Origin of the sequence: Pseudarthrobacter sp. NPDC092419, assembly GCF_044755045.1 — a bacterium.
Taxonomy (GTDB): domain Bacteria; phylum Actinomycetota; class Actinomycetes; order Actinomycetales; family Micrococcaceae; genus Arthrobacter.
Genome location: NZ_JBIVQF010000004.1, coordinates 275,618 through 290,590, shown reverse-complemented (window position 1 = coordinate 290,590; position 14,973 = coordinate 275,618). Strand labels below are relative to the sequence as shown.

At 65.8% G+C, this 14,973-nt stretch carries 14 protein-coding genes and 1 tRNA gene; 7 read left to right on the top strand and 8 right to left on the bottom strand.

What is annotated here, in order from left to right:
- Positions 1-22: 22 nt before the first annotated feature.
- The 4 genes from ACIQC0_RS09035 to aceE all read right to left on the bottom strand — a co-directional run bounded on the left by ACIQC0_RS09035 (position 23) and on the right by aceE (position 6,255).
- The gene (locus ACIQC0_RS09035) at positions 23-1,084 is read right to left on the bottom strand and encodes a beta-ketoacyl-ACP synthase III (RefSeq protein WP_400534390.1); all 1,062 of its coding nucleotides are present in this window, start codon (positions 1,082-1,084) and stop codon (positions 23-25) included.
- Positions 1,081-2,010: an ACP S-malonyltransferase gene (locus ACIQC0_RS09030; protein WP_377215981.1), complete on the bottom strand. Its 930-nt coding sequence runs from the start codon at positions 2,008-2,010 to the stop codon at positions 1,081-1,083. Before ACIQC0_RS09030 ends, ACIQC0_RS09035 begins: the two co-directional genes overlap by 4 nt.
- Before the next feature lie 88 nt (positions 2,011-2,098).
- Complete coding sequence (locus tag ACIQC0_RS09025) at positions 2,099-3,343, bottom strand: PucR family transcriptional regulator (RefSeq protein WP_400534387.1); 1,245 nt, start codon at positions 3,341-3,343, stop codon at positions 2,099-2,101.
- A 170-nt stretch (positions 3,344-3,513) separates the two neighbouring features.
- The gene (gene aceE, locus ACIQC0_RS09020; protein ID WP_400534384.1) at positions 3,514-6,255 is read right to left on the bottom strand and encodes a pyruvate dehydrogenase (acetyl-transferring), homodimeric type; all 2,742 of its coding nucleotides are present in this window, start codon (positions 6,253-6,255) and stop codon (positions 3,514-3,516) included.
- Between the two features lie 426 nt (positions 6,256-6,681).
- Between aceE and ACIQC0_RS09015 the strand changes: the two genes are divergently transcribed.
- The 5 genes from ACIQC0_RS09015 (at position 6,682) to ACIQC0_RS08995 (ending at position 9,082) form a co-directional block, all read left to right on the top strand.
- A complete protein-coding gene (locus tag ACIQC0_RS09015; protein WP_377215984.1) occupies positions 6,682-7,101 on the top strand; it encodes a DUF3052 domain-containing protein in 420 nt (139 codons plus the stop codon).
- Positions 7,098-7,592, top strand: coding sequence for a peroxiredoxin (locus tag ACIQC0_RS09010; protein ID WP_400534381.1), 495 nt, complete (start codon positions 7,098-7,100; stop codon positions 7,590-7,592). The genes ACIQC0_RS09015 and ACIQC0_RS09010 overlap by 4 nt, the downstream gene beginning before the upstream one ends.
- A gap of 6 nt (positions 7,593-7,598) precedes the next feature.
- The gene (locus tag ACIQC0_RS09005) at positions 7,599-8,519 is read left to right on the top strand and encodes a Sir2 family NAD-dependent protein deacetylase (RefSeq protein WP_400534378.1); all 921 of its coding nucleotides are present in this window, start codon (positions 7,599-7,601) and stop codon (positions 8,517-8,519) included.
- Positions 8,520-8,611: 92 nt separating this feature from the next.
- Positions 8,612-8,687: transfer RNA gene (locus ACIQC0_RS09000), tRNA-Val, on the top strand.
- Positions 8,688-8,791: 104 nt separating this feature from the next.
- On the top strand, positions 8,792-9,082 hold the full coding sequence (locus ACIQC0_RS08995; protein WP_400534375.1) for a hypothetical protein: 291 nt from the start codon (positions 8,792-8,794) through the stop codon (positions 9,080-9,082).
- A gap of 159 nt (positions 9,083-9,241) precedes the next feature.
- Here ACIQC0_RS08995 and ACIQC0_RS08990 read toward each other — a convergent pair whose 3' ends face one another.
- Positions 9,242-9,967, bottom strand: a complete 726-nt coding sequence (locus ACIQC0_RS08990) for a FadR/GntR family transcriptional regulator (protein WP_400534372.1) — start codon at positions 9,965-9,967, stop codon at positions 9,242-9,244.
- Positions 9,968-10,162: 195 nt separating this feature from the next.
- On the opposite strand from ACIQC0_RS08990, the gene gndA reads away from it, so the two are divergent.
- Complete coding sequence (gndA, locus tag ACIQC0_RS08985; protein ID WP_377215989.1) at positions 10,163-11,599, top strand: NADP-dependent phosphogluconate dehydrogenase; 1,437 nt, start codon at positions 10,163-10,165, stop codon at positions 11,597-11,599.
- An 89-nt stretch (positions 11,600-11,688) separates the two neighbouring features.
- Here gndA and epsC read toward each other — a convergent pair whose 3' ends face one another.
- The 3 genes from epsC to msrA form a co-directional block, all read right to left on the bottom strand.
- Entirely contained in the window at positions 11,689-12,273 is a 585-nt protein-coding gene (gene epsC / locus ACIQC0_RS08980; protein WP_377215990.1) for a serine O-acetyltransferase EpsC, read from the bottom strand.
- Positions 12,274-12,312: 39 nt separating this feature from the next.
- Positions 12,313-13,248 carry a cysteine synthase A gene (gene cysK / locus ACIQC0_RS08975; protein WP_377215991.1) on the bottom strand — a complete coding sequence of 312 codons (936 nt, stop codon included), beginning with the start codon at positions 13,246-13,248 and terminating at the stop codon, positions 12,313-12,315.
- A gap of 64 nt (positions 13,249-13,312) precedes the next feature.
- The gene (gene msrA, locus ACIQC0_RS08970) at positions 13,313-13,837 is read right to left on the bottom strand and encodes a peptide-methionine (S)-S-oxide reductase MsrA (protein WP_400534367.1); all 525 of its coding nucleotides are present in this window, start codon (positions 13,835-13,837) and stop codon (positions 13,313-13,315) included.
- Between the two features lie 98 nt (positions 13,838-13,935).
- Here msrA and ACIQC0_RS08965 point away from each other — a divergent pair, with 98 nt between their 5' ends.
- Complete coding sequence (locus tag ACIQC0_RS08965; RefSeq protein WP_377215993.1) at positions 13,936-14,886, top strand: Nif3-like dinuclear metal center hexameric protein; 951 nt, start codon at positions 13,936-13,938, stop codon at positions 14,884-14,886.
- Positions 14,887-14,973: the final 87 nt, after the last annotated feature.

Here is a 14,973-nt window from a genome sequence, read left to right as displayed (position 1 = left end):
GATGCGGTCCGTGTGGATGTTCCTACGGAAGGACTACTACCTGGGCGCCGAATACCAGGCCGGCTCCAAAGCCGATCTGGAGGGCAAGCCCGCCGCTCAATCCGGGGTTTTCCTGGAGCAGGCGGTGGGTGGCCAGCGGGATGGACGCCGCAGACGTGTTGCCTGCGTCAGCGATGTCCCGTGCCACTGTAACCGTTTCGGGCAGCTTGAGCTTCTTTACCATCTCGTCGATGATGCGCATGTTGGCCTGGTGCGGGATGAAGGCCACCAGGTCCTCGGCCTCGACGCCTGCGGCTTCGAGCGCCTGCTGGGCCACCTTGGCCATTTCCCACACAGCCCAGCGGAAGACGGTCTGGCCGTCCTGGCGGAGGGTCGGGTAGAGTTCCTGGGCTTCTTCGAGTAGTGCCAGGTCTCCGGTGGAGTCGGACTGACGTGCTGCCAGTCCCAAGTCGCGGACGTCCAGGAGCGAACGGGTCATGCCGATGGCGTCCCACTTGCTGCCGTCAGAGCCCCACACGGACGGTGCGATGCCGGGTGTCTCGGACGGACCGATCACCACTGCGCCGGCGCCGTCGCCCAGCAGGAAGGAGATGGTGCGTTCACGGTTGTCGATGACGTCCGAAAGTTTCTCGGCTCCGACCACCAGGACGTACTTCGCGGCGCCCGAGCGGACCAGGGCGTCACCCTGGGCAATGCCGTAGCAGTAGCCGGCGCAGGCAGCGGAGATGTCGAAGGCGGGGGCGGGGGTGGCTCCCAGCCGGTCGGCCAGGGCGGCCGCGGCGGACGGCGTGGCGTACGGGTGGGTCACCGTGGACACGATGACGGCACCCAGTTCCGATGCTTCGATGCCGGCCTTTTCCATGGCCTCGCGGGCGGCACCTTCCGCCATGTCAATGACACTGACGTCAGCGGCGGCCCGGTGGCGGGTCACGATGCCGGTGCGCTGGCGGATCCACTCGTCCGAGGAATCGATCCACTGGCACACGTCCTCGTTGGTGACGATGACGTCGGGACGGTAGGCGCCGAGGCCCAGGATCCGGGTGTGCTCGTGGATGGGAGCCTGCTTCAACGTGGGAACGCTCATGCGTTGCCCTCCAGTTCTGCGAACAGCGCCAGTGCGGCGGACAGGTCATCGGGGGTCTTGACGGCAACGGTCTTTACGCCGGGCATACCGCGCTTGGCGAGGCCGGCAAGCGTGCCGGCCGGTGCCAGCTCGACCAGGCCGGTAACTCCGCGCCGGACAAGCGTTTCCATACAGAGGTCCCAGCGGACGGGGCGGGAAACCTGCGCAATGAGGCTGCCGACGGCGGCGCCGCCATCGGTGACTTCGCCGCCGTCGTAATTCGAGAGGAGGGGGACGCGCGGCGCTTGTGGAGCCAGCTGCGGCTCCAGCGCCTCCAGGGCGCTGACGGCGGGCGACATGTGGCTGGTGTGGAATGCGCCGGCCACCTTCAGCGGGATGACGCGGGCCTTGGCGGGCGGGTTTTCGGCCAGCGCCTTAAGCTGGTCGAACGTGCCCGCGGCCACGGTCTGTCCGGCGCCATTGACGTTGGCAGGCGTGGCGCCGGCTGCCCCGATGGCGGCCAGCACCTCGGCAGGGTCGCCGCCCACGACCGCGCTCATGCCGGTCGGAGTTACCGCGGCTGCGGCTGCCATGCTGTTGGCGCGTTCGCGGACGAAGGTCATCGCTTCCTTCTCGGTGAGCACACCGGCCAACGCGGATGCCGTGATTTCACCGACGGAGTGGCCTGCCAGGATGACCGGGAGGCTGCTGAGCTCAACATCGAAGAGGGCAGAGGCTGTGACCAGGCCGGCAGCGACGATCAGGGGCTGCGCCACGGCAGTGTCCTTGATGGTTTCCTCGTCCGAGGTGGTGCCGTGGGCGATCAGGTCGATGCCTGCGATGTCGCTCAGGGACGCCAGCTGGTCCGCCACGGCGGGCAGCTCGAGCCAGGGGGCAAGGAAGCCCGGGGTCTGGGAGCCCTGTCCAGGGCAGACTATTGCAAGCACGTATCCAGCTTTCCAAATTGCGGTGTGATCCAGCGGTGTTTGTCCGCACCAAGCTCACGTGGTCAGGTTGTAGGAAGTCTACAACGGGTCACGGCTGATTTCGCGAAGGATGACGCTCCGCGGCAGCCTTGGGCGGAGTGGAAAGACGGCCCACCACGAGGGCTGCCTGGAGTACGAATGCCTCCCGGGGGAGCAGCGGATCCCAGCCGGTGACGTCGCAGACGCGCTTGAGGCGGTAGCGCACGGTGTTGGCGTGGACGAACAGTTCGCGGGCTGTCGCCTCGAGTGAATGGCCCAGCTCGAGGTAGGTGCCCAAGGTCTCCACCAGGCCGTTGGATGCCGCGAGCAGTGGGCGGTAGATGTTCTTCACCAGGGAACGGCGGGCGGCGTCGTCTCCGGAGATGACCCGTTCGGGGAGGAGGTCGTCGGCCGCCACCGGTCGTGGCGCGGCGGGCCAGGCGCGGGCTGCGGTCAGGCCCGCGAACGCGGACTGCGCGGAACTGCTGGCCTCCAGGAGCGAGCCCGCCTCGGGGCCGTAGACCACAGGTCCCGGAGCGAACATTTCGCTCAGCTTTACGTAGGCTGTTTCACGGTCCTGTACCCCGCCGAGGATGAGGATGAGCCGGTCGCCCTGGATGCCTACGAGGGCGTCTTCGGCGTAGCGCCCGGCCATGCGGCGCAGTTCGCTGACGTAGCTGGCGCTGGGCTCCGAGGGGGAGTTGCCCACCATGACGGTAAAACGTTCTTGGGCTTTCCAGCCGAGCGCTGCGATGCGGGAACGCAGCGCATCCGTGTTCTCACCGCGAAGGATGGCATCCACGATCAGTGCTTCCAGCCGGGTGTCCCAGGAACCGCGTGATTCCGCAGCGCGGGCATAGACATCCGCGGCGGCAAAGGCCACCTCGCGCGAGTACCGCAGCACCGCTTCGCGCAGGGACGGTTGGTCCGCTTCCGGCGCAATCACCGGAACCTGGTCCTCCACTACTTCCACCACGATGCGGATCAGCTGCAGCGCCTTTTGAAGGCTGATTGAGCGGGTCAGCTCGGTGGGGGCGGTCCCGAAGACATCGGTCAGGATCCACGACGGGGAGCTGGGCCGCTCATACCAGGTCACGAAGGCGGCGATGCCGTTCTGCGCCACCATGCCCAGTGCGGAACGTTCGTCCGCGCTGAGCCGGCTGTACCAGGGAAGGGATTTTTCCAGCTCCCGCATGGTGGTGGTGGACAGCTGCCCAACGTTGGCGCGGAGCTTTTTGAGCGTTTCCGTCTTCTCCGGAGAGGCCTTGGAGGCGGCGGGCTTGCGCTTGGCGGACGGGGTGGCTCGAGCTGGCATGATCTGAGCATACGGGCCGCGCCGCGGAAGCTCCATTTGTGCGAAGGCTACAATCCGCCATGTCCTGCGCCACAGCATGGTGCCGCCTGACTTGCCGGCGCAGAGACGACGGCGGCCCCCACCTCGGAAGGTGGGGGCCGCCGTCGTATGTCCCGTTCAGGGCGCCAGGGTCAGGCTTCGCCTCCGGCATTGCCCGTGGTTCCCGCGTTGACATTGTGCAGCTTGTACTTCTCGATGGCCTTGGCCGGAGCCTCGGCATCGACCTCGCCGCGGCGGGCAAGCATCTCCAGCGAACGGACCACGATGGAGTGGGTGTCGTTCTTGAAGAAGCGGCGGGCTGCTGCGCGGGTGTCGGAGAAACCGAAGCCGTCAGCACCGAGGGTGGCGAATTCGTTCGGGACGAACTGGCGGATCTGGTCCGGAACGGCCTTCATGTAATCGCTCACGGCCACGACCGGTCCGGTCGCACCGGCCAGCTGCTGCGTCACGAACGGCACACGGGCGGGCTGGCCCGGGTTGAGGAAGGCTTCTTCCTCGGCGGCGAGGCCGTCGCGGCGCAGTTCGTTCCAGGACGTGACGGACCAGACATCCGCGGAGACGCCCCAGTCCTCGGCGAGGATCCGCTGGGCTTCGATGGCCCAGGGGACGGACACACCGGAGGCCAGCAGCTGGGTGCGGGGACCGTCGATCTTGGCCGGTGCGAGCAGGTAGATGCCCTTGATGACACCCTCGACGTCGAGTTCTTCGGGTTCGGCGGGCTGGGTGATCGGCTCGTTGTACACGGTGAGGTAGTACATGAGGTTCCGGTCGGTGCTCTCGGGCCCGTACATGCGTTCGAGGCCGTCGCGGATGATGTGGCCCATCTCGTAGCCGTAGGCGGGGTCGTAGGTGACCACGGCCGGGTTGGTGGATGCCAGCAGCGGGGAGTGGCCGTCGGCGTGCTGCAGGCCCTCGCCGGTCAGGGTGGTCCGGCCGGCGGTAGCGCCGATGATGAAGCCGCGGGTCATCTGGTCCGCGGCCGCCCAGAAGGCGTCACCGGTGCGCTGGAAGCCGAACATGGAGTAGAACACGTAGACCGGTACCAGCGGCACGCCATGGGTGGCGTAGGCCGTGCCGGCGGCGGTGAATGCTGCCACGGCGCCGGCTTCGTTGATGCCGGGGTGGATGAGCTGGCCCGCAGGGGATTCCTTGTAGGCCAGGACGAGGTCGCGGTCCACGGACAGGTAGTTCTGGCCCTTGGGGTTGTAGATCTTCGCGGTGGGGAAAAACGCGTCCATGCCGAACGTGCGCGCCTCATCGGGAATGATCGGGGCGATGTGCTTGCCGAACTCCTTGTCCCGCATCAGGTCCTTGAGCAGGCGGACGAACGCCATGGTGGTGGCGGCCTGCTGCTTGCCGGAGCCCCGCTTGGCCACCTCGTAGGACTTCGCGTCCGGCAGGGTGACGGCGGCGTGCTTGGAGCGGCGTTCCGGAACCGATCCACCCAGGGCGGCGCGGCGTTCGAGCATGTACTGGATTTCCGGAGCGTCCGTGCCCGGGTGGAAGTACGGCGGCTGGTAGGGGTCCTTCTCCAGCTGCTCGTCGGTGACCGGGATCCGCAGGTGGTCGCGGAACTTCTTCAAGTCATCGAGGGTGAGTTTTTTCATCTGGTGGGTCGCGTTGCGGCCCTCGAAGTGCGGACCGAGGCCGTAGCCCTTGACGGTCTTGGCCAGGATGACGGTGGGCTTGCCCTTGAACTCCGTGGCTGCCTTGTAGGCTGCGTAGACCTTGCGGTAGTCGTGGCCGCCGCGCTTGAGGTTCCAGATCTGGTCGTCGGTGAGGTCCGCGACCATCTCCTTGGTCTGCGGGGTCTTGCCGAAGAAGTGCTCGCGCACGAACCCGCCGGATTCTGCCTTGTAGGTCTGGTAGTCGCCGTCCGGGGTCTCGTTCATGATCTTCACGAGTGAACCGTCGGTGTCCTTGGTGAGCAGTTCATCCCACTCGCGGCCCCAGACGACCTTGATGACGTTCCAGCCGGCACCGCGGAAGAAGGCCTCGAGTTCCTGCATGATCTTGCCGTTGCCACGGACCGGCCCGTCCAGGCGCTGCAGGTTGCAGTTGATCACGAAGTTCAGGTTGTCCAGGTTCTCGTTGGCAGCGAGCTGGAGCAAACCGCGGGACTCGGGCTCGTCCATTTCGCCGTCGCCCAGGAAGGCCCAGACCTGCTGGTCGGAGGTGTCCTTGAGGCCGCGGTTGTGCAGGTAGCGGTTGGACTGCGCCTGGTAGATGGCGTTCATGGGGCCGATGCCCATGGAAACCGTGGGGAACTCCCAGAAGGTGGGCATCAGGCGGGGGTGCGGGTAGGAGGACAGCGCGTGCCCCTCGCGGGACTTCTCCTGGCGGAAGCCGTCCAGGTCCTCTTCGGAGAGCCGGCCTTCCATGAAGGCGCGGGCGTACATGCCGGGGGAGGCGTGGCCCTGGAAGAAGACCTGGTCGCCGCCGCCGGGGTGGTCCTTGCCGCGGAAGAAGTGGTTGAAGCCCACTTCGTAGAGGGTGGCCGCGCCGGCGTAGGTGGAGATGTGTCCGCCCACCCCGATGTTCGGGCGCTGGGAGCGGTGCACCATCACGGCTGCGTTCCAGCGCATGTAGGCACGGTAGCGGCGCTCGTATTCCTCGTTGCCCGGGAATTCGGCTTCCTGGTCCACCGGGATGGTGTTCACGTAGTCCGTGGTGGTAACCATCGGCACCCCGACGCTCTGCGCACCGGCGCGCTGCAGCAGGCTCCGCATGATGTATTGGGCACGTTCGGTGCCCTGTTCCCTGATCAGGGAATCCAGGGACTCAACCCATTCGGCAGTCTCTTCCGGATCACGATCAGGCAGCTGGTTAGTCAACCCGCTGAGGATATGGGAGGTATCTTCTCCTGCAGCCACGTCCAACCTCTCTTTGCGCGCGTGAATCGGCGCACTCAGGCCAGGCAGGGTGACTGCCCGGCGTACGTACGCCGTGATGCGACGTATCGGTTACAACAGCCCGGTCATGTGTGCCGGGCAGGGTCCTAGCGCTCCCATGCCTGCACGGATTCACATGGTTGTCGTCCGGCGGGCACAGTTGTCATCAGCCACTCTAGCCCGCAGTGGAAGCCGATGCGTAGCTGCAGGCCGGGCGCCGCCTTTGTATTTCGCCGTCATACTGGTTGTGTGACAGAAGCCGCCGCGGGGCAGGTTTCCGGCCGCGGTGTGACGCAGAATATGGCGTCCGGCGGGGGCGGCAGCTTGAAGCGCGGGCCCAAAGGGTGTTGGCTTGGGAGTAATGGAAATCACCATGCACACTGCATATATGAGGCATTGGAGGAACACGTGAGCGAGGCCGACGCCGCCACTTCGGTAAATGTGGCGGAAAAATTGGGTTTCAAGAACGGGGATCTGATTCAGGAGTTCGGTTACGACGACGACGTCGACTTCGACTTGCGTGACGATATCGAGGACTTCACCGGCGCCGAGCTGCTGGATGAGGACGACCACGAGGTGGCTGACGCCGTCATCCTCTGGTGGCGCGACGGCGACGGCGACCTCGTCGACAGCCTGATGGACTCACTCACCACCCTGAGCGAAAACGGGGTGGTCTGGGTCCTGACCCCGAAGTCCGGCCGCGACGGCTACGTTTCCCCGGCAGACATCCAGGAGGCCGCGCCCACCGCCGGGCTGCACGTGACCACCTCCGCCGGCGTTTCCAAGGACTGGAGCGCATCCCGCCTGGTCAGCCGGAAGAACAAGTGACGACCGCAGTTGCGGCGACCGCCGGAACCATTCCCGCGGTCGGCCAGCCGGCGCCTGACTTCGAACTGGTCAACCAATACGGGGAGCCGGTCCGCCTCTCCTCATTCGCCGGCCAGAACGTCGTGGTGGTGTTCTACCCCTTTGCGTTCTCCGGCATCTGTACCGGTGAACTTTGCGAGATCCGCGACAATATCGCCGCGTTCGAGGACGCCAACGCGACGGTTCTGGCTGTCTCTGTGGACAGCAAATTCAGCCTTCGGGCCTACGCGGCCCAGGAGGGCTACAGCTTCGATCTGTTGGCGGATTTCTGGCCCCACGGCGCCGTTGCATCGGAATACGGGGTGTTCGACGCCGAAACCGGGATGGCCCTGCGCGGCACATTCATCATCGACGGCGAGGGCATCGTCCGCTACAGCGTGGTGAACCCGCGCGGGCAGGCAAGGGACCTGGCGGAATACAAGGCGGCTCTGGCCACCCTGGCGCAGGACTGATGCTGCATGGCCGGCGGACGGCACGGGGTGGGCCTGACCGGCTTTGCCAGCATGCCGCCGTCGGGCCCCTCCCATCCTTCTGATGAGGACGTCCGCGTCCTCGAACGCATAGCCGCTGTCCTGGCAGGCAGTCCCTTTGCGTTATTGACTGGTGCGGGGCTGAGCACGGATTCGGGGATCCCGGATTACCGCAGCCCCGGGTCGCCGCCGCGGTCGCCGATGACCTACCAGGAGTTCGTCCGCAGCACCGCGAACCGTCAGCGCTACTGGGCCCGGAACCACATCGGCTGGTCCCACCTTCGCCATGCCGACCCCAATGCCGGCCACTACGCGGCTGCCGCCCTGGAGCGCCGCGGTTATCTGTCGGGACTGATCACCCAAAACGTGGACCGGTTGCACCAGGGGGCAGGCAGCGTCAATGTCATCGACCTGCATGGGCGCTACGACCAAGTGGTCTGCCTTGACTGCGCCAGGACCTACCCGCGGCAGTTCCTGGCGGCGGTCCTGGCGGAACTGAACCCGGACTTCCTGGAGCGGGCTGACCGGAGTGGGCTCGTGGAGATGGCTCCGGATGCGGACGCCACGGTGGAGGACCGGGAGCTGATCGGCAGTTTCGTCGTTGCCGTGTGTCCGGCCTGCGGCGGGACGCTCAAGCCGGACTTCGTATACTTCGGTGAAAGCGTGCCCAAGGACCGGGTGGAACAGTCCTACGCAGTGGTGGATGATTCGCCCGCGCTGGTGGTGGCCGGGTCCTCCCTGACGGTGATGAGCGGCCTGCGGTTCGTGCGGCATGCCGCAAAGGTCGGCAAACCGGTCATCATCATCAACCGCGGCCCTACGCGCGGCGATGACCGCGCCCTCATCAAACTCGACGCCGGTGTGAGCGAAGCGCTGGCTTGGCTGGCGGCGGAACTTCCGCCGCTGTAGGCCGGGCCACCACCGATTCGCCTTTACCGGCACTGTTCAGGTACAGTCTATGTTCGTTGGTTGCGGTGCGAAGTGCCGGAAATCAGCGGTCCGGGTCTTTAGCTCAGCTGGTAGAGCGCCACGTTTACACCGTGGATGTCATCGGTTCGATCCCGGTAGGACCCACCATTGGAAACCCCGTCATTGCAGGCCTGAACAGCCGCGAAGGCGGGGTTTTCCGCATTCCCGGCTGCGCCGGCGGCATTGTCAGACCCCTGCCGTAGGTTGCGCACATGGAACAGGTAATAGTGCGCACCGGCCGGGATGGCCATCCGACGGCGGTGCTCCGGAACGGGCGGCAATGGGACGTGGCTGCCCAGCCGGTCAGATGGTATGAGCGCATCAATTGGTGGGAGGTCCATCGCCGGATGCCGCGCGGTGCAGCGGGCGTGGACGTGGAGGTCCTCCAACTGCAGGTCAGGCTGGGCCGGAACCGCAATTCCGCCCTGACTACCATGGTCCTGGAACGGGACGGCCTTGGCGGCGGCTGGAGGCTGCGCGGAGAGATAGCGGACGCGGCGTGACCCGTCCGGTACGTCCCGGGGCATTGGAAAGCCCTCCACCGCGACTATTGGGGGATGCCGCGGGGGAGGGCCTGAAAACGAATATACCGTGAACTTCCGGAAACAAAAAAATGTTGCGCCGGGTCCCAGGATGAACCTGGTGGCAGGTTGCCGGCGGTGTCAGTCCGCCACCGGAACAAAGACCCTGGGCTGGCCTGTCCAGGTATCCGCCATCCGGGACATGGTGCGGCGGAGGATGCGGTCGGATGCGTCCCTGGCCGCCGCGGCGTCCCCCCGGCTGATGGCTTCGGCCACGTCGACGTGCCACTGCAGCGCGCCCTCGTGCGGATGGTCCGGCATGAGGCCGTGAACTGTGCGCCCAGTCAGCGTCTCGGCCACCTGCCCCATGAGGTTGGCGAACATTTCATTGCCTGAGCCGGAGAGCAGCAGCGAGTGGAACCGGATGTCCAGCTCCAGGAAACGGGTAACGTCGCCGCTGTGGCCGGCCTCGCGCATGGCGTAGGCGGCGTCCATCAGCTCCAGCCTGAGCTGGGCGGGCGCGTTGTGTGCGGCCAGCTCTGCTGCAGCGGGTTCGACGGCGGCGCGCAGCTCTGCGAGGGAACGCAGCTGGGCGCCGCGCGCCTCACTGGCAAGCCGCCACCTGATGACCTGCGCGTCGAAAGGATTCCAGCGGTGCGAGGGCAGCACCCGGATTCCCACGCGTTTTGTCGTCTCCACCAGGCCCAGGGACTGGAGAACGCGGACCGCCTCGCGGATAACCGACCGGGAAACCTGAAGTTCTTCTTCCAGCTGCTCGGCGAGCATGACGTGGCCGGCGGCCAGCTCACCTGAGATGATGCGGGTGCCGAGGTTCTCGATGGCACGGTGGTGCAGGCTGCTGGTCATGCTGACAAGCCTAGTGGGAACGATATCGCCGCCCACTGCCGCACCAACCCGCCCCGACACAAAAGGTCCCACAGTGCGGTCACCGCTTTTCCGTGCGCCGGGGAATATATATGCTTTATTCCGACCCCTCGCTACAACGGCGCTTCCGCAAGGCGGAGCCGCCGTCCGTCGCACGAAGATGAATTGGAGTATTTGATGTCTGCACACATCGGTGTCACCGGCCTCGCCGTGATGGGCGCTAACCTGGCGCGCAATCTTGCCCGGAACGGTTTCACGGTCGCCCTCCACAACCGCTCCGTGGAAAAGACGGACGCCCTGCTGGAACGTTACGGCTCTGAAGGTGACTTCGTTCGGACCGAGAGCCTGCAGGAGCTGGTGGATTCGCTGGAGAAGCCCCGCCGCGTCCTGATCATGGTCAAGGCCGGCAAGCCGGTCGACTCCGTCATCGAGCAGCTGGAACCCCTCCTGGAACCGGGCGACATCATCATCGACGCCGGCAACTCCCACTACGAGGACACCCGCCGCCGCGAGGCAGCGCTGGCCAAGAAGGACCTCCACTTCGTGGGCGTCGGTGTCTCCGGTGGTGAGGAAGGTGCCCTCAACGGCCCGTCCATCATGCCCGGCGGCTCGAGGGAGTCCTACAAGGCCCTCGGCCCGCTGCTGGAGAAAATTTCGGCCAAGGTGGACGGCGAGCCCTGCTGTGCCTGGGTTGGAACCGACGGCGCCGGACACTTCGTGAAGATGGTCCACAACGGCATCGAGTACGCGGACATGCAGGTCATCGGCGAAGCCTTCGACCTGCTGCGCTCCGGTGCAGGCATCGAGCCCGCAGAGCAGGCCAAGATCTTCACCGAATGGAACCAGGGCGAGCTGTCCTCCTTCCTGATCGAAATCTCTGCCGAGGTTCTGGGCCACGTGGACGCCAAGACCGGAAAGCCGTTCGTCGACGTCGTGGTTGACGCCGCCGGCCAGAAGGGAACCGGCCGCTGGACCGTTATCTCCGCCCTGGAACTGGGCTCGCCGGTATCCGGCATCGCCGAATCCGTCTTCGCCCGCGCACTGTCCTCGCAGGCAGGCCAGCGCAAGCTCGGCCAGGAACTGCTGGCGGGCCGTGAGGCAGAGGTGGAGATCCCGGAAACGTTCGTCGAAGACGTCCGCCAGGCGCTCTACGCCTCCAAGCTGGTCTCCTACGCCCAGGGCCTGGACATGCTGACCTCAGCTGCCAAGGAATACAACTGGGACCTCAAGCTGGACGAGATCGCCAGCCTCTGGCGTGCCGGCTGCATCATCCGCGCCGAGCTCCTCAAGGACATCACCAAGGCCTACGCGGCCGAGGAAAAGCCCGCCAACCTGCTGTTTGCCCCGGCCTTCACCGAGGCCATCGCCAACGCCCTCCCGGCCTGGCGCCGGGTTGTGGCAACCGCGGTCCAGCTTGGCATCCCGGTTCCCGTGTTCTCCTCCTCGCTGGCCTACTACGACGGGCTGCGCCGCAAGCGCGTCGCCGCAGCCCTGATCCAGGGCCAGCGCGACCTGTTCGGGGCGCACACGTACGGGCGCGTGGATGCCGAGGGTACGTTCCACACCCTGTGGGGCGAGGACAAGTCCGAAGTTGAAGCGGTGGACACCCACTAGGTACTGCCCCCCGCCAGGTTCAGCAAACGCGAAAGGCGGGCAGCCTCCCGGAACATTCGGGGGAGCTGCCCGCCTTTTGGCGGTGGGTGTCAGATCCGGTATTCGATGTCGTATTCGGCCGGGTCAACCGCGGGTTTGGTTTCCCGCTGCGCGTCCCGGTGCCGCCACTTGGCAGGCACGCCGGTGACGATCGACTCCGGCGGTGCATCCTTGACCACCACGGCGTTGGCCCCCACCGCGCTGTCGCGGCCGATGGTGATGGGGCCGAGGATCTTCGCGCCGGCGCCGATGGTCACGCGGTCCCCGATGGTGGGATGTCGCTTGATCCGTGCCAGGGACCGCCCGCCCAGGGTGACACCGTGATAGATCATGACGTCTTCGCCGATTTCCGCGGTTTCGCCGATGACCACGCCCATTCCGTGGTCGATGAAGAACCTCCGGCCGATCGTGGCGCCGGGGTGGATTTCGATGCCGGTCAGGAACCGGCCCAGCTGGGAGAGCAGGCGGGCCGGAAACCGTAGGCCGGGGTTCTGCCACATCCGGTGCGTCAGCCGGTGGATCCAAATGGCGTGGAGGCCGGAATAGGCGAAAAAGTTCTCGAAAGAACCCCGCGCCGCCGGGTCGTGTGACCGGGCGGCGTCGAGGTCTTCCTTCAGTCTTGCGAAAAAGCCCACAAAGTTCTTTCTACAGGAAACGGGCGGATTGCGGACCGATCAGCCGCGGATGTCGTCATAGAGGACCGTGGAGATGTAACGCTCTCCAAAGTCGCAGACCACGGCGACGATCAGCTTTCCCTTGTTTTCCGGGCGCTTGGCCAGTTCCAGCGCGCCCCAGACGATGGCACCGGAGGAAATGCCGCCGAGGATGCCTTCCTTGACGCCGAGTTCGCGGGCAACGCGCACGGAGTCTTCCAGGCTGGCGTCCAGGACCTCGTCGTAGACGTTGGTGTCCAGCAGTTCTGGAATGAAGTTCGCGCCGAGGCCCTGGATCTTGTGCGGTCCGGGGGCCCCGCCGTTGAGGATGGGGGAGTCCTTCGGCTCCACGGCGACGATCTGCACGCCGGGCTTGCGTTCCTTCAGGACCTGTCCGACGCCGGTGATGGTTCCGCCGGTGCCCACGCCGGAGACGAAGATATCCACTCCACCGTCGGTGTCGGCCCAGACTTCCTCGGCCGTGGTGTTTCGGTGGATCTGCGGGTTGGCTTCGTTGGCGAACTGCTGTGCCCAGATGGAGTTCTCCGTGTTGGCCACGATTTCCTGCGCCTTCTCCACGGCGCCGCGCATGCCTTCGGACCCGGGGGTCAGGACGATTTCGGCACCGAAGGCGCGCAGCATGACGCGGCGCTCAGTGGACATGGTCTCCGGCATCGTGAGGATGACCTTGTAGCCGCGGGCCGCGCCCACCATGGCCAGGGCGATGCCGGTGTTGCCGGAGGTTCCTTCGACGATGGTGCCGCCGGGCTTCAGCGCGCCGGACTTTTCCGCAGCGTCGATGATGGCCACACCGATGCGGTCCTTGACGCTGTTGGCCGGGTTGTAGAACTCGAGCTTGACGGCGACGGTGGCGTCCAGTCCCTCGCTGAGCCGGTTCAGCCTGACCAGCGGGGTTCCGCCGACCAGCTGCGTTACATCGTCATAGATCCGTGCCATGTACATACGCCTATCTTTGAGGGGTGGATACTGAGGTCAGCCTAACGAGGCCGCCCAAGGCTGGCTAAGCGTTAAGCCATGCAGAGTAATATTTCCGCGCCTTGGCGAGCTTGGGATTGATGATCACCTGGCAGTAGCCCTGTTCGGGGTGCTTGGCGTAATAGTCCTGGTGAAACTCCTCGGCGACGTGGAAGCGCGGCAGCCGGCTGACTTCGGTGACGATCGGAGCGTGCCACAGCGCCTGGTTGCGTTCGATGGCTTCCTCGAACAGGATTTTCTCTTCCGTTGTCTCATAGAACATCGACGACCGGTACTGCGTGCCCACGTCGTATCCCTGGCGGTTCAGCGTGGTGGGGTCGTGCAGGGCAAAAAACATGTCCAGGACAACATCCGCTGGAATGACGTCCTCATCGAAAGTCACCGCAACCACCTCGGCATGGCCCGTCGTTCCGCTGCACACCGAGTAGTAATCAGGCTCCGGGTCATGGCCGCCGGTGTAGCCGGAGACCACTGAGGTGACTCCCTTGGTCTTCTGGTAGACGGCGTCGAGGCACCAGAAGCAGCCTCCGCCCAGGACAAAAGTTTTCATGACCTCTTCAATGGTTGGCGGGCCCGGATGATTCCCTGCCCCGGCCGGCGCAGTCCGCACGTGCCGGTCTGACCAGGCAATGGGGTAGAAATAAGACTATGGAACCTGAGGACACCGACGTTACCGGACCCGAAGACCACAATGACCGGACCCACGACGGCGATGCCCCCTTCCCGGGGCCCGGCGGGCCAGGTTCGGCGGCACCTTCCGAAACCGTTCCAACCCTGGCCGAGCTGCTTCTGGCGGTGGAAGAGCTGTGGCCCGAGTCACTGGCGGAGAACTGGGACGAGGTGGGCCTGGTGGCCGGGCACCCGGCCGCACCGGTGTCGCGGGTCATGTTCGCCGTGGACCCCACGCTTGAAGTCATTGAAGAAGCCGTGGACTGGGGTGCCGAGCTCCTGATCACGCATCACCCGCTGCTGCTGAAGGGCGTCACGACCGTTGCCGCCACCACACCCAAGGGCCGGGCGGTGCACCGCCTCATCGAATCGGGGACGGCGTTGCTGACGGTGCACACCAATGGCGATTCCGCCGTCGGGGGCGTCTCCGATGTCCTGGCGGATGCGCTGGGGCTCCAGGACGTCGCTCCGCTGGCGACGTCGGCCAACGGACTGCCGGAGGAAGGCATCGGCCGCGTGGGCGAACTGCCCGACGCCATGAGCCTTGGCGACTTCGCCGCCCGCGTGTTCGGCATCCTGCCCTCGGTGGCCGGGGGAGTACGCGTGTCCGGGGACAAGGACGGACTGGTGCGGCGGATCGCCGTGTGCGGCGGCGCCGGGGATTCGCTGTTCAATGAGGTCAGGGCCAGCAACGCGGACGTATACGTCACCGCCGACCTGCGCCACCATCCAGCCTCGGAGGCACGGGAAGCAGCCCTCAACGGCAGGCCCTACCTGGTCGATGTCTCGCATTTTGCCAGCGAATGGCTCTGGCTCCCCGCGGCAGCATCGGCGCTCGGAAACGTGCTGAGCGACCAGGGCCACGACGTCGAAATCCGGGTCAGCACCACTAACAGCGACCCCTGGGACTTTATCCTGACTCCAGGCTAAGCCGGGCATGGAAGCGGGCCAGGCGCTAGAGTCTAGGAAGCGCCGGTTCGGTGCCCGGCCGCGGCCGGAAAGGATCAAGCGGAGGTA

Coding starts and splice junctions, on each gene's coding strand:
- ACIQC0_RS08995 (WP_400534375.1), top strand. CDS start 8,792: ATGGAACAGGTAATAGTGCGCACCGGCCGGGATGGCCATCCGACGGCG.
- ACIQC0_RS09035 (WP_400534390.1), bottom strand. CDS start 1,084: ATGAGCGTTCCCACGTTGAAGCAGGCTCCCATCCACGAGCACACCCGG.
- ACIQC0_RS09025 (WP_400534387.1), bottom strand. CDS start 3,343: ATGCCAGCTCGAGCCACCCCGTCCGCCAAGCGCAAGCCCGCCGCCTCC.
- msrA (WP_400534367.1), bottom strand. CDS start 13,837: ATGAAAACTTTTGTCCTGGGCGGAGGCTGCTTCTGGTGCCTCGACGCC.
- ACIQC0_RS08990 (WP_400534372.1), bottom strand. CDS start 9,967: ATGACCAGCAGCCTGCACCACCGTGCCATCGAGAACCTCGGCACCCGC.
- ACIQC0_RS09005 (WP_400534378.1), top strand. CDS start 7,599: ATGGCCGGCGGACGGCACGGGGTGGGCCTGACCGGCTTTGCCAGCATG.
- ACIQC0_RS08965 (WP_377215993.1), top strand. CDS start 13,936: ATGGAACCTGAGGACACCGACGTTACCGGACCCGAAGACCACAATGAC.
- gndA (WP_377215989.1), top strand. CDS start 10,163: ATGTCTGCACACATCGGTGTCACCGGCCTCGCCGTGATGGGCGCTAAC.
- cysK (WP_377215991.1), bottom strand. CDS start 13,248: ATGGCACGGATCTATGACGATGTAACGCAGCTGGTCGGCGGAACCCCG.